This is a genomic window from Herminiimonas aquatilis (assembly GCF_042665175.1).
Taxonomy (GTDB): domain Bacteria; phylum Pseudomonadota; class Gammaproteobacteria; order Burkholderiales; family Burkholderiaceae_D; genus Oxalicibacterium; species Oxalicibacterium aquatilis.
The window spans coordinates 1-14,312 of record NZ_JBHTCC010000008.1; the positions used below are offsets into that span (position 1 = coordinate 1).

Below are 14,312 nucleotides of genomic sequence, written 5' to 3' on the forward strand. Positions count from 1 at the left end.
CTCGTTCTGTGACCTGTTTGACTGCTTCAATCTTGAATTCTTCTGTATATCGCTTTGCACTCATAACACCTCCGTTAACCTATAAATTTATAGGCTCAGATGTGTCTAGTAAAGCCGGGGCGATTCAGTATGCCGCCGTATCAGTGCCAACATTTCCGCGGCACAACACAAGAAAAAATGCTGGCGCCAAACCAAAGCAATACAACATTATTTGAGATTGCCTCGATTTTCCTCTAATCAAGACTGCAATAAAAAAACAATAAATAGCGATCGCGACGACGTAATAAAGCAATTTTTCATTTCCTAACGGTTATTCCAGCAGGCGGGAAACCCAGATTACAAGGCGGGAAGTATCTCAAACACGGGGATGTTCTAAAAAATTTACGACGATCATGAAGGGCCTCCATTGACGCATGAATTATCCGGAGGTTTATAGAAACCTGTAGGCCTTTCGAAATACAGCCTCTTGTTCTACCGGCCAGAGCGGGATGTGATTACCGTCGCCGCTCCTTGAGCTTTCCCCGAAGAGGAACTTCTTACCAACGTGAAAATTTCAGTGTAATCGAATACACCATGCAGTTCTTCATTCACCTTTTCTTGACCTGTAGCCGAACCTATTCGAGTTTAAGTAGTAGGAAGAAGCTCTCGCAACGGAGGAGTACCGTTCGAATCCGTATCAGTGGAGACTGGCGTGAGATTAGAGCCCGAACACTCTACACCACTGAAAAGGCTCTGATTCATCACGGCCAATATATGTTCTATATGTCTTGCACGATCCGAAATCGATCGAATAGCCGTATTTTTCTAGTTGATTTTTCGCTAAGGAAAGAAAAGCTTCATTTTTTACGTCAAGAGCTACCATGTCAGAGGGAGATACATCTATTGAACATTTGTTCCTGTCGGTTGGTACATCCAACATCGTTACAACTGCGTGGAACTTAAATTTCGTTGCTGCCCATTGAAGGGCTGCACATCCGCTGTCAGTCGATGAAATGCCAAGATTAAACGCGACTTTACGAATTCTGGCGATCTTATTTAATCTCCGGGAATGATTTTGTGCAGGGAGAAGCGCAAAGACAGGACCACCGCGCTGCTTAACCATCTGACGAATGCGATTGCCATATGCGGGCATTGCTTCGGGAAAGCTACCTTGGACTTGAGTAAAAGCAACGTTGGCCGGAAATTGAGCTGCGACCCATCCGTAAGCGGGATCACCGCCGACAATAATTGCCGTTGTTCTCAAAGGATCTTCGAGGTTTGGTAATTCGATGCTGAACATTTTTTCTGCCCAAGATGCGTGTCCCCAAGTACTAAGGCCGCCGAGAAGAACAACGGCTGTTGTTACTGCAAGAATTCGAAAAGCGATCTTTCGGGCGTTCTTATAATCCATGATCTGCGTCAGAAGAATAAAGACAACCAAAGGAGCGCATACCTCAATAGGTACCAGGTAACGCTGGATACTAAATAACTGCATCCACAATAAATAGCCAAGTGCGACAAAGGCGACGACATATTTTGCGGATGGCTGCATGCTCCCAGTAGGGTTTTGAGTTCTCTTTCTAATCAGGACCGTCGCAACCCAGCACCAGAAAAGAACATATACAACAGGCCAAATAATTTGATGCAGCGAGAGCTGCCCGACTCTTTGCGGATTCAAAGAAAATATGAAAGGCCATAAGGCTGTTTCCAACCAGTTTTTTGGCCGCCATATGACGTCGGCCACCCCGATTGATGGAGTTAGCGGGTTGGGGAAAAATGCACTGAACTGAGGAAAAAGTGGGTTACCGAATGACCGCCACATCTCATAAAACCAATATCCGGCAGTGGATGCGGTACCGATCAGAACGCCGATACCGAAAAAGAACGCGAGACGAATTCGATTTCCCCAACTTAGAGGAGCAATACAAAAACTTGCACACAGAGCGATGGCGTACACCACATTCGTCAGCTTCAAACCTGCGCTAAAACCGGCAAATAAGCCAGCCACGATGACGACAAGGATAGCCCGCAATCCGCCTTGCGAAAACTTGGCCCAGCCATTTAAAACAATAAGCAGTGAGGCAAGCACAAAAACAGCCGTCGTATCGTCTCCCATTGAATTTCCGATACCTGAAAGGAAATTCGCAGTTAGACAACCCAATATGGATAGCAGCAATGGAATCCGAACGCGATCTTCGGCGGGAAGATTCGATAAGACGTTACGGGCTATTCCCGCCAGCAGGACAAAATTAATCCCATGTACCACGCCCATAATGAAGCCAACTAAGGGAGCTGGCAAATATCGCGACATCAAATAATATGGCACATCAAGGACGGGATTAAAGTAGGTCTGCATTCCGGCAGGCGCAAGATCAATATTCAGTTTCCCGTTCAAAAACGCAAATGCGTTATATATGTGATAGTTCTTCAAATCCCAATTCGTGTCAGCTCCTAGCCATATAGAAATCAATCCAAAAATTACAGGAGCAATAAAACAGACGATTGAAAACGTTTTTGAATCGTTCAGGTCGATACTACCGAGCCATGCTTTATTGGGACTTACCTGGAAAATACGCATTTTTCTTGTATGGTTATTTGCTTTGGCTTCATGTCCAAAGTTTGGAAGCAAAAATGTTCAGTATATCTACCAATGGTGACTGCAAGCGTAAAGCAGCGGAATCTTGCGCCATCAACGCCAATCAGCGAGTGATATCTTACTGAAGACATCGTGGCAAAAAAAAACATATAGGGTTACGGATCCGGCCTCTGGGACTGCGAACCGGATTTCCAACAATCAAGGAGCGAATGATTGTCGGTAACTTTCCATTATTTCGATTGCTTTATGTATGGTGCCGGGATGGCTAAATAAGCGAGGCGCTTAACTTCCGTCCGCCCTTTAGTAACAGTGCTAAGGACAATGCCACATGTCAGCAAAATGACGCCAAATAGTATCAATGCTGAACATAAAATAGCAGTGGGAAATCTTGGTACCAAGCCAGTGGCAAAATAACTCTCAAACAGTGGAATAGAAAGCAAAACTGAAAGAAAAGTACAAAAGAAAAAACCTAACGAGAAAAAGGTGAGAGGCTTTTCAGATTTGAACAACCTGAATATTGTGATCAGTATTCTCAAGCCGTCCCGATAGGTGTTCAACTTGCTTACAGATCCTTCTTGACGCGATCCGTATGCAGTCGGCAATTCTGCCACGGGCATTCTAAGTTGAAGCGCATGCACCGCAAGTTCCGTTTCGGTTTCAAATCCTACTGATTGTGCAGGGAATGACTTTACATACCGACGTGAGAACACCCGATAGCCAGACAGCATATCGGTGAATGTACTACCAAAAATGAAGGCTACACAACGCGTCAATAAAGCATTACCAAAGCGGTGCCCCAAACGATATGCTGATTGCTCCTCTGATACACGTGTGCCGACAACCATATCAAGCCCCTCCGTTATGAGCTTCTCGACTAAACGAGGTGCCTCCTTGGCGTCATAAGTATTGTCGCCATCTACTAGGACATATATGTCTGCATCCACGTCGGCAAACATTCTTCGAATAACGTTACCCTTTCCCTGCAAGGGCACAGTACGCACTAAAGCACCAGCGTCTCGAGAAAATTCTATCGTTCGATCACTTGAATTATTATCAAAGACATAAATTTCTGCAGTAGGAAAAGATACACGGAAATCTCGGATGACCGAGGTAATGGCAGCTTCTTCGTTATAGCAAGGTATGATTACTGCTATGCGTTGCATATCATCCTTAATTTTATTAAGCTTTTTTTCAAACTCTCGGTCAATCATTTTTCTTCCAGCTTGTTTTTGCAGGTGTTGATGCTACAACAGACACTATTGTATTGTCACCAAGGCTTTTCACAACCACACTGGCTTACCTCCAACCTTGATTATGGCCAAAGGATATCGTTATGTCTTCCAGACACTATATAAGGTCCCCTCCCGAGTGCTTGCTCCCAACATGCGCAGTAGACGGCGGCGAACATTTGCGCCTGTTCAATTTTTACCATACCCCCTGCGGCAAGTAGCGCTAGGTAAGGCAGACCGTACCGCTATTTCGCCGGCACGAAAGGAAACTGCGTGACCAAGCACGGGCAATTAAAGCCACCTACGGGCCAATGAAGGGATCAGACTGCTTACAGTATCTTGTTTTATGGAAGACAGGCTGCCCAACACTCCATTTACCATTTCAAAATACACTTTTTGGCTAAAACTCAAATCAAGGCCGAGTCATTCCGTAATCACTGTGGCAGAAGAAGCACGAACGTTCTTTTGGACATACTCAACGAACGGATCAAGGCAGGAGCTGCTGCAAATCGATACACAAAAAGCTGCAGAACAGCCCAGTTTGTTCTAAGCACTTGGTCGAGGCACTAGATTTCGAGCGGTTGAACGCATCCAAGTAAATACATTTACTCGCTTCAATCGCATAGCGGTTTTTTCAATAAGAAACCAGGAGGCGGCGCCTAAAGCCCAAGCTATTGGCAATGCCAATGAAAACATTGCATATGGCCCCCATTCTGGAGCATTTAATGCGATCAGTTGCTGGATCGGCCAAGCATATAGATAGATTCCATAAGAGTAATCCTTAAGAATTGCAGGCAACTGGATTTTTCTGGCGAACGCGATAAGAAAAACTCCATAGCATAACGTCACACCGGCGAACCATTCGAATAAAACAGTTCCAAATGTAATCGCTGCAATGGCCACCGATACAACAAGAAGAGCCCATCTCATTGGAATCAGAGATCGATTCATATAAGCAAGGGAGCCAAGCAGAAAAAACCCGGCGACCCTCAGATTTTCCGGTGCCTTAGAGAAAAAGAAAATCCATTGAGGCTTCAACACTGCCAAGAAAACAATCGCAATCAGGACAATATTGGTAATGCGCCGGGAGCGGAAAGCACCCAATAGCCCAAAAATTGCGACGATGAAGTACAAACGAAGCTCGACAGCTAAAGACCAGAGCGAGCCGTTCATAGCTTTAAATTTTAGTTCTTGGAATACCCCAGGCAAATCAAATGCTATCCCACGCAAAGTGAAGTTAAGATACCAGAATCGCCATGTTTCCGACGATGACCAATACGAGGATTGGTCATACGTGGTCAATACCGCCCCGAGTAAAATCATCAGGACGGAACAAACCATCAATGCTGGATAGATACGCAATAATCGAGCCTTCATAAATTCGATGAGACTGGATCTATTGCAAAAACTGGCGGTCACTAAAAAGCCGCTGATAATGAAAAAAATGTGCAGACCGATGTCGCCTGAATACCTGTAGCGGAACAAGGTGCCGAACATATCAATACAAGATGCACAAGGCGCGGCTAATGCAAAACTATGCCCATATACGACTAACGATGCAGCAACTAACCTTAGAATGAGGAAATTATTGTCGCTGTCTCTACGCGATTGCTCGAATGCTAAGCCCAAGGTTCTCATTTTATGATAAATTTTTGGTTGCCGAAATTAACATTTTTTATTGCTCAACCCGGCAATGAAGCATTGAAAAACGGCGTCAGAATCAATAGGTTCTTCGTCTTCCCACCCAACTACGCGTAATCATGTGCCCTACCCAAGACCAATGACGGGTATCAAACCAATACACTGTATCCTGTTTTATGAAAGACAGACCACCGCAATGCCGAATATCAAGAATACGGAATGTTATAGAGCACGCTGTCATCTATAATTTTGTCCAGTATGCGGGGAGTCCGATTGCACGACGATAAGTATCTAGAAGACGGGCCATGCAACGTTCTCCTAAAATTTTCCATGCCCAGGTTCTAATATAAGAACGAATATATGCAAGCGTCCAAATTCTTCCAGGAAATTTAAATCCGTGCATCTTTTGCGCACGTCTGATTTCCTGCAAAGTCTTAATCGTGTTTTCTGGTTTATTACTAATACCACCTTGCCGCATTCCAGAAACTATAATCGGAATGAACGTTGCCTTGCTTTTCTTTAATTCTCGCAAAAGAAGTTCGTAGTCGCCTGCTATGCGGAACGACGTGTCAAAATCGCCAACTTTTTCGAACAAAGCATGCCGATGAAATACGCCTTGATGAGGAATACACATAACTTGGTAAAACCGTTCGTTTATATTCTCCCATGGCTCGCCAACAGCATACATATTTCGGCCGCCGTCATTTAGCAACATCACTTGACCATAAGCCACATACATACTGGGCTGCACACTATTCAAACTATGTGCGAATTTGAACATTACGTCCGCGTTCCAAAGATAATCATCCGCGCCAAGAAAACAAATCCAATCACCGGTTGCCTGTGCCAAAGCTTTGTTCCAAGCGTTATATATTCCCCGGTCAGGCTCGGAAACCCAGTAGCTTATCTGCTCACTATTTTTTTTCAGTAAATCAACTGTGCCGTCTTGAGAACCGCCATCAATAATAATTAACTCTATATTTTCATAGGTCTGGTGAGCAACGCTGTCAATGCATTGCTGCAGCGTCTTGGCGCCGTTGAAAACGGCTACAATCACTGTCAACAAAGGCTGGGATTCTGTCAGGTTCATAAGTATTATTTACGTCTTACTATCGGTAGCACAGACAAGCATCTATTCAAGACAAAAACAAAAATTCGTAAATTCTTGGTTTCTCGGCCGCTAATAAATCGCTTAATCAAACAGGTCTTTTGTAATATTTTTCAACTATTTTCTCTAGGTAATTATGATCAAAATCGACACCAGCATTTCCCAGTATGGGAATAATAATGCTGGTATCTATTTGATATTCCGAACCCCGTTCCACAACGTTATAAATTGCAGGTTTGCCTATCACGCTTTCCATCGCACGCACAATGTCCGCCATCGAATAGCTAATAACATTTGCTACGTTAAGTGCGCGATTCCGCATTGAATTATTTGCTACTAGTTGCTGCGCAATCAACGCTACATCTACCACGTCAATAATATTGCGCTTGGCGCTATACCATAAGTCGAATGCCTCGCTGCGGAATATGCGCGCATACAAAAAATTCAATAACGTATGGGGATTCGGCGTTTTTCCTGCGACCTGAGGCAGGCGCAAGATAAGATTTCTCGGATGCACAGCGACCATCTGCTCCATCGCCAGCTTATGTTGAACATAAGGCGTATTTAATGCGTCAGGATCAGCAACACTGCACGTCCCAAAATATACAAATGCGTCAACATCCATCGCCTGTTGTAATGCATCTGCCAGACGATGACGTTCACGTATGAATTCATTTGAATCTGTACAACCCGAATTAGAAACACCGGCTGCATAGATACAAAGATCTTCACGCGAAGGAAAAGCATCCGAAAAAGCCTGAGCCAACAAACCAGAGCCAATGATCACGATTGCAAAACCAGATTTGGAATACGAAAGATCATTTGAGTATGCTTTGATAAAGAGTGCAATAACGATGAGCAACTGTCTGCAGAGCATAGCGCTCCTCAGCCGTCTGACGCGCGCGCTGCGAAAGCATGTCGCGACGGTTTTTGTCTTCCAGTACCCACATTATCCCGTCAGCCAGATCATTTGATTCAAACGGAGTAGCCAGATAACCACTAATTTGATGATCGATCATATCAGGCATGCCGCCAATGTCGAATGCAACAACAGGCGTCCCGCAAGCTAGCGATTCCATCACCGTATTGGACAAATTTTCCTGCATCGAGGGAGCGACTACCACATCTGCAGCTGAATAAAGCAGTACTTGGCTTATCTCGTCATGCAACTGCCTAATGTAATGCACCTTCATTCCCAAATCGGGGGAATTTTCCGGTTCTGAAGCACCGATGATGATCAATTCAGTTTTCGCGCCCCATCCTTCCCGAGCTATTTTCTCCAGTGCCAGTATCAGAAACTGATTACCTTTGCGCTTGTCGGAAGTTGCACTGAACGCAGAAAACAAGATGAGATGCTTTTCTTGCGGCAGGTTATAAGCTGATCGTGCAGTCTTTTTATCGATCGGCTTGTATCTCTCTATATCTATGCCATTCGGTATCACTTCAATCCGCTGATTCTTGAATAGCGAACTTGATCGCGCCATATCGGCCAGCCAATGACTGGTCGCGACGATCACCATCGGCACCTCACTCCAGGCTGCCTGCTTGCGCGTCCAAATACGCCGAGACAAATCACTATCCTTATCTGAATGCAAAAGCGGGCAATCGCCACAAGATTGCCGAAATTTTCCGCACTCATCGTCATAGTGGCATCCACCGGTAAATGGCCACATATCATGTAGTGTCCAGACGATCGGTTGCTTGAATTTTCTCAGAGTCTCAATTTTGAGAAATCCACTATTTACCCAAAACAAATGTACGATATCCGGATGAAACTTTTCCACCTTTGAAAACAAGTTTTCTGGAATCCACGCTGACGAGAACAATACCTTTTCACGCTTGCGATATAAAGCTGCCAACAAGCTATCCAAATGCAGACGAAGAATAGCCACTACCTTTTGCCACTTGGTTGAAGGTCCTATCACACTGCGATCATCTGTCTTCTTGCCCTGCACCAGCATATGTGAACTTACACCGATGGAGCGCAAACCTGAATGGAGACGAAAAGTGGCAATGGCAGCCCCTCCTTGACTGTCAAACGTATTAAGTATGAGCAGATTCACGGCTTGAACGCTTCAATATACAAAGAGTCTGGTTTTCTAGCGACACCGTTCAATACATCGAGAGAATATTTCTCATATTCCGGTATCTGGCTTTCATCAGCGGCACATATTTTTACGTTCACGAAACCCGCCTGACCAAGTAGCCGCCTGAGAGAATAACGATCGTACATCCATTGATGCACCTCACCGCTATCCCTAAAAATACCTTTGCGAAAACTCTGAAAGGCCGCTTTACCAGCAACCAGATAGACCAACCAGCCAGCTAGCCTCTCACGAGTAACTTTAAGCAAGCGTCCCCATGAAATTCTGCTCATCACGACATTGAGTCGATGCTTGCCCGGCAAGCCCTGCCTGGGTGACCAAAAATTTTCAGCCTCAACACCAATCCTAGAACGAACAAAAGAACGATCTTTTTCATCAAGGCTTAATAGAAAGTGTCCCATTTCTCCACCTGGAGAATTTCTGGTAACTTGGTCATACAACTCGAGCATAAGCCAGTCATAGTCGAGTTCTCGCGCCTGGTCATCAGAGGTAGTCGCATCTAATATCCGTAAATATTCTCGCACCAATGCTTCCAAATCTGGCAGAACCAATCTGATTGCACCGCCATGGTCTAGAACACGAAAGCATTCGGCGATTAGATGACGTGCACCCACTTTGTCCAGATGCTCCAATACATGCGAGCTGTAACAAACAGCCACAGACTTTGAAGAGAATGGCAAACCATGATTGATATCAACCGCCATCACTTGAGGATCAGCGGGCGAAACATCCAAATTTATCCAGTCCGGATGATAGTGTGAGCCGCATCCGATATTTATCATTTGAGAAGCAGGCATCTCAATCAACCTTCACTGCTATACGTCCAGTGTAATCAATTCTGTTAAGCAAAATTTTTACATCATTTTTCTCAAGATATTCGTCAACGGCTTTTCTTGCGCCTTGCCAGTGCCCATAGTCGTCGATAATTAACACACCACCTTTTGAAAGTCGTGGAAATAAATGTTCCATTTCATGTTTTGTTGATTCATACCAATCAGTATCCAACCGCAGCAATGCGATTTTTTCAGGCACAAAGTGAGGAATCGTTTCCTCGACCAAACCTTTAATGAAATGGGTTTTCTCACGAGGATAACCGGTACTGCCAAGCGCATCTTTTACAATATCCAATGTGGCACGACACCATACCGATTCATCCGTCTCTTTGTCTGATCTGTCCAAAAGACTTGCCGCCAAGGTTCCGGCAATGTCAACGTCATTTTCAGTTGGAGGAGGCATCCCCTCGAATGTATCAAACAGGTATAAATTCCTATTTGTATCCCCCATCCGTAACAGTGTATCGGCGACTGCCATCATGCTCCCCCCCCTTCCAGACACCACATTCAACGATATCACCTTCAATGCTTTTTTCTTGAACATATTTCACCGCCTCGCACAGAGAAACGATTCGCTCAGGTGATGTCATCGTATAGGGACGCACCTTTTTAAAGGTTTCCACAACTGCAGCAGGTACATCTGGTAAGTTAGGTTCATCAGCACGATGCCGTACAATTTCAAACCCAAGTGACCGAACTATTTTTTTTACTAATTGTGTCAAATACATTCGCTATATCCATCATCTTTCTATACGCAGCAACCACTGCAGAATCAACCCGCTTTTAAGCGTCGAACAATTCGCGACAACAGGGAAGGCTTGATCGCTTGGAAGAATTTTTTAGTTTTTGCAAGTGCAAGCACATGCTCGTCAATATTCTTTTCGAAATAACTCACTGGTTCAATTGCTAAAATAGATGAGAAATCGTTATTCTCAGCACAGTGTTCCCCAGTCGCGTCATGTCCAATATTGTTTATCATCGATATCTTCGGATGTAGGCATAAACCATTCAATTGAAAAATAGAGGCATACCAAAATATCGCCCAAGTATTTAACGCTCTCTGTTTATTTTGTTCTACCTGCGACCAAAAATTATAAGTTCCATCCATGTTGAAACGACTTATTTTTTCGTCTGTAAATTCATTACTAAGTTTTTCAGGATTTTTATCAAAATATTTCCAAGCCCTTTGCCAAGTTGCCCAGCCCCAGCACGATGCAGTTCGAAGAAAAAAAGTTTCCGGCAAAGCAGAACCCTCTATCGGAAACATATAACCGGATATATGCATCACCTTCTCATCATCTTGATAAGCATTTAATGCATCATTCATAAACATCAAAAAATAAGGTGATGTAACCAAATCATCTTCCAGCACAATGATACGGTCATACTTGTTTGTTATGAATGTCACGCCCTCAATAATAGAGCGAGCAAGTCCAAAATTCTCCTCTCGCTCGACAATGGTAACGGATCTGAATCCAGCAATCTGACGGATATACAGACGCACTGCATCTACTGCATCTTTATACGCGTCTGACTTCGGCGCATCAGAAAAAATAATCAAGTTGCTTTCAATGGCCAACTCATTCTTCTGTAATGCCTCAATCGTTTGACGAGTGTGCCACAGCCTGTTATAGACAAATAGAGCGATAGGTGCCAATGCGGTCATGTAAGGCTTTCTCGCTTAATGACAGCCCGCTCCCACAGATAAGGAGTTAACATCGTCCATGCAAGCTCCCCATCAGAAAATCTAGCATTGGAATTATTAATAGCATACTGGATTTGACTTGCTACTTTTACAGAATCAATGAGCTGGCAATCTTTAAAAGATTGGCTTGAAATAGTATCAAACATGAAATTTTTCAGCGGCCCCTTCATCCAATCCAATATTGGGGAGTTAAAACCAATTTTTGTCTTTCGATAAGCGATCTCTTTGGGCATAAATGGCGCGACTGCATCTCGAACAATAGCTTTTGAAAAGCCATTTCGAACTTTCGATGTCCAGGGAATAGCAAAGGCAAAACTTACAATTCGATGATCCATAAACGGCATGCGAATTTCTACACCATTTGCCATACTGTATCGATCATAGTTTCGTAGCAAGGTAGGCAATATTGTTTCATGCGTTGAGACATAAAGCTGCTGATTCAGTTTATCCAAAGCCGACCAGGAAGGATGACCTGAATCTAGTGACTTAATACTTTGGCCTCTCCCCAGCATCTTCCTCAGCAGTTTTTTACCATGCCATTTGGCCAGAAATAATTTCTGGGAAGATCGATTGTTCAACTGTGTACTATCTCCAAAGGATGAATAATAAGTTCGCAAAATATCCGCTGCCTGAGACAAATTCCAACCCGCGTCGTCCAACGCCCGGATATAGTCAAACGAATATCCACCAAATAGCTCATCTGCGCCGTGCCCGTCCAATGTGACAGAGACACTATGCGACTTAACAGCTCTATACGTCTGCATGAAAGGGATAGGGCTTGTAATGTATAAATCCTCAAACAAATAAAGAGAATTACCCAGGTTGGCGAGATCCTTCATCGGATCAACATCAATAACAACAGGATCAATCCCTATATGATCGGTAACCAGTCGCGCATATTTCAACTCATCCAAAGGCGTTCCAGGGAATGACGCGACAAAAGCATGCTGCCAACTCTCACCCATACGAGCAGTCTTGCCGTGCGTTGCTATGTGCGACATGCAGGAAATAGTCGCACTTGAGTCTAGACCACCACTTAATGCCGTTCCCAGGGACACATCACTACGCATCCTTAAACGACACGCATCCAGAAATAACTCCCGAAATTGCTCTACCTGATCCGCATACTTTACGGGAACCTCGGGTAAATGATCTAACGTACACCACCACCGCTCCACTCTCAATTTTCCGTTTTTGAGCCAACCGTTATGACCTGGCGGTAAACGCTTAATCCCTTCAACTATGCATTCATTCGTACTCTCATAAAGAAAAATTCGTGACGTGTCCCCAACAAGGCCAACGTTTGGCGTTACTTTCCCGAGCAAAGGAAAAAGAGCCTTCATCTCTGAGGAAAATGCGAATTTCCCTCTTGGCAAATCTGCGTAATAAAGTGGCTTCTTACCAAATCGGTCACGGGACAAAAACAACAACTGTTCTTGGACATCCCACAAAGCAAAAGCCCACATGCCATTAAACCGCGATAAGCATTGTTCGCCCCATTGTGCAAAGGCAGCAAGAACAACTTCCGTATCAGACTCGCTATGGAATTTATGCCCTAGCAATTCAAGCTCTGAACGGATTTCAAGGAAATTATAAATTTCGCCATTGAACGTAATTTGATAACGTCCATTGGCATAACTCATCGGCTGCTTGCCGTTATCCGATAGATCAAGAATGGAAAGTCGACGATGACCCAGCGTTATTTCAGGTTGATGCCACAATCCGGAACCATCCGGGCCTCGATGAGCCAATGTATCCAGGCAATGAGAAGCCTGCTCACGCGATATCCCCCCTAAAAAGCCAAAGATGCCGCACATTATTGCGTGCCTTTAAAAATATAGCCTCGCGCATGCTTGAAGATTGTTTTCAACACATTTTCCCAAATTTTAAACAGATGAACAGGAAGATACTTCACCGGCCATGCAAAGATAACGAATGTATTCCACTGAAATGGATTCAATCAATTTTTTGGGGATGACGAAGCAAGCCGTCCAATCCCTTGATACTCTATCCCCAACGCGTCAAGACTAGATGGCTCGAACAAATTGCGCCCGTCAAAAATCACTGGTTGTTTTAACCGCGATTTGATGGCGTTAAAATCAGGACTCTTGAAGGCCTTCCATTCCGTCACGATTACTAGCGCATCTGCATCATGCAGAGCGTCCAGCGGTTCTTTTGCGTACGATATGTCGGAACGTTCGCCGTAGATGCGTTGGGTTTCATGCATCGCCACTGGATCGTAGACCGCCACAGTTGCGCCTCTGGCCCATAACCCTTCCATCACCACCCTACTACTGGCTTCGCGCATGTCGTCAGTGCCCGGCTTGAATGCAAGCCCCCATAAAGCAAAGTGCTTGCCAGTTAAATCATCGCCAAAGCGCTGAGTTATTTTATTAAGCAGCACAGATTTTTGCGTATGGTTCACTTGCTCCACTGCCTCTAGCACTTTCATCGGCATGCCGTATTCTTCCCCAGTACGCTGCAAAGCACGTATATCCTTAGGGAAGCAAGAACCACCGTAACCACAACCGGCATATAAGAAGTGATAACCGATCCGCTGGTCGGAACCTATGCCTTTTCGCACGTGTTCAATATCGGCGCCGACGAGTTCTGCTAGATTTGCAAGCTCATTCATGAATGAGATTCGTGTGGCCAGCATGGCATTTGCTGCATACTTTGTTAACTCGGCAGATTTGATATCCATGACGATTAGACGATCATGGTTGCGCTGGAAAGGCGCATACATATCGCGCATGACGCGAATTGCTCGTTCATGATCAGCACCAATGACAATGCGATCGGGGCGGTTAAAGTCATCAATCGCGGCACCTTCCTTAAGAAACTCAGGATTCGATACAACACTGAAGCTGCTTTTCACACCCCGTTTATCCAGTTCCTCTTGTATGACTTGCCTGACCTTGTCGGCCGTGCCTACCGGAACGGTTGATTTGTTGACGATAACCTTGTATTCAGTCAAGCTGCGGCCAATTGAATCGCCCCGAGTTTCTTAGACACTCGCAAGCCTCTCGAAGTACTGCTTTTCATAGTTGACGGGCGAAAGCCGGTCAGCATGATTATGACGTCGTTTGACGTTGTAGAACATCTCGATGTAATCA

At 44.6% G+C, this 14,312-nt stretch carries 13 protein-coding genes and 1 pseudogene; 1 reads left to right on the plus strand and 13 read right to left on the minus strand.

The features are described from left to right. A partial coding sequence (locus ACFQO0_RS16820; RefSeq protein WP_382237010.1) for a hypothetical protein occupies positions 1–215 on the plus strand: 215 nt, incomplete at its 5' end. A gap of 482 nt (positions 216–697) precedes the next feature. Here ACFQO0_RS16820 and ACFQO0_RS16825 read toward each other — a convergent pair. The 13 genes and pseudogenes from ACFQO0_RS16825 to ACFQO0_RS16885 form a co-directional block, all read right to left on the minus strand. Continuing rightward, the gene (locus ACFQO0_RS16825) at positions 698–2,608 is read right to left on the minus strand and encodes a hypothetical protein (protein ID WP_382237012.1); all 1,911 of its coding nucleotides are present in this window, start codon (positions 2,606–2,608) and stop codon (positions 698–700) included. 197 nt (positions 2,609–2,805) lie between these two features. Further along, positions 2,806–3,786, minus strand: a complete 981-nt coding sequence (locus ACFQO0_RS16830) for a glycosyltransferase family 2 protein (protein ID WP_382237015.1) — start codon at positions 3,784–3,786, stop codon at positions 2,806–2,808. 564 nt (positions 3,787–4,350) lie between these two features. Beyond that, positions 4,351–5,433: an acyltransferase family protein gene (locus ACFQO0_RS16835; RefSeq protein ID WP_382237018.1), complete on the minus strand. Its 1,083-nt coding sequence runs from the start codon at positions 5,431–5,433 to the stop codon at positions 4,351–4,353. Between the two features lie 253 nt (positions 5,434–5,686). Further along, positions 5,687–6,535: a glycosyltransferase family 2 protein gene (locus ACFQO0_RS16840; protein WP_382237020.1), complete on the minus strand. Its 849-nt coding sequence runs from the start codon at positions 6,533–6,535 to the stop codon at positions 5,687–5,689. A 106-nt stretch (positions 6,536–6,641) separates the two neighbouring features. Continuing rightward, entirely contained in the window at positions 6,642–7,415 is a 774-nt protein-coding gene (locus tag ACFQO0_RS16845) for an NAD-dependent epimerase/dehydratase family protein (RefSeq protein WP_382237023.1), read from the minus strand. Further along, a complete protein-coding gene (locus ACFQO0_RS16850) occupies positions 7,372–8,616 on the minus strand; it encodes a glycosyltransferase family 4 protein (protein WP_382237026.1) in 1,245 nt (414 codons plus the stop codon). Before ACFQO0_RS16850 ends, ACFQO0_RS16845 begins: the two co-directional genes overlap by 44 nt. After that, positions 8,613–9,455 (minus strand): class I SAM-dependent methyltransferase, encoded by an 843-nt coding sequence (locus ACFQO0_RS16855; RefSeq protein WP_382237028.1) that lies wholly within the window; start codon positions 9,453–9,455, stop codon positions 8,613–8,615. The genes ACFQO0_RS16850 and ACFQO0_RS16855 overlap by 4 nt, the downstream gene beginning before the upstream one ends. A 1-nt stretch (position 9,456) precedes the next feature. Beyond that, on the minus strand, positions 9,457–9,972 hold the full coding sequence (locus tag ACFQO0_RS16860; RefSeq protein WP_382237031.1) for a TylF/MycF/NovP-related O-methyltransferase: 516 nt from the start codon (positions 9,970–9,972) through the stop codon (positions 9,457–9,459). Next, positions 9,926–10,219: a TylF/MycF/NovP-related O-methyltransferase gene (locus ACFQO0_RS16865; RefSeq protein ID WP_382237034.1), complete on the minus strand. Its 294-nt coding sequence runs from the start codon at positions 10,217–10,219 to the stop codon at positions 9,926–9,928. The genes ACFQO0_RS16860 and ACFQO0_RS16865 overlap by 47 nt, the downstream gene beginning before the upstream one ends. Before the next feature lie 44 nt (positions 10,220–10,263). Then, a complete protein-coding gene (locus ACFQO0_RS16870; RefSeq protein WP_382237037.1) occupies positions 10,264–11,157 on the minus strand; it encodes a glycosyltransferase family protein in 894 nt (297 codons plus the stop codon). Next, on the minus strand, positions 11,154–13,013 hold the full coding sequence (gene asnB, locus ACFQO0_RS16875; protein ID WP_382237040.1) for an asparagine synthase (glutamine-hydrolyzing): 1,860 nt from the start codon (positions 13,011–13,013) through the stop codon (positions 11,154–11,156). The genes ACFQO0_RS16870 and asnB overlap by 4 nt, the downstream gene beginning before the upstream one ends. A gap of 143 nt (positions 13,014–13,156) precedes the next feature. After that, positions 13,157–14,188 (minus strand): annotated as a pseudogene (locus tag ACFQO0_RS16880) (UDP-glucose dehydrogenase family protein); the annotation flags it as partial. A 15-nt stretch (positions 14,189–14,203) separates the two neighbouring features. After that, positions 14,204–14,312 (minus strand): IS3 family transposase (locus ACFQO0_RS16885; protein ID WP_195874814.1); only part of this gene is annotated, 109 nt, incomplete at its 5' end.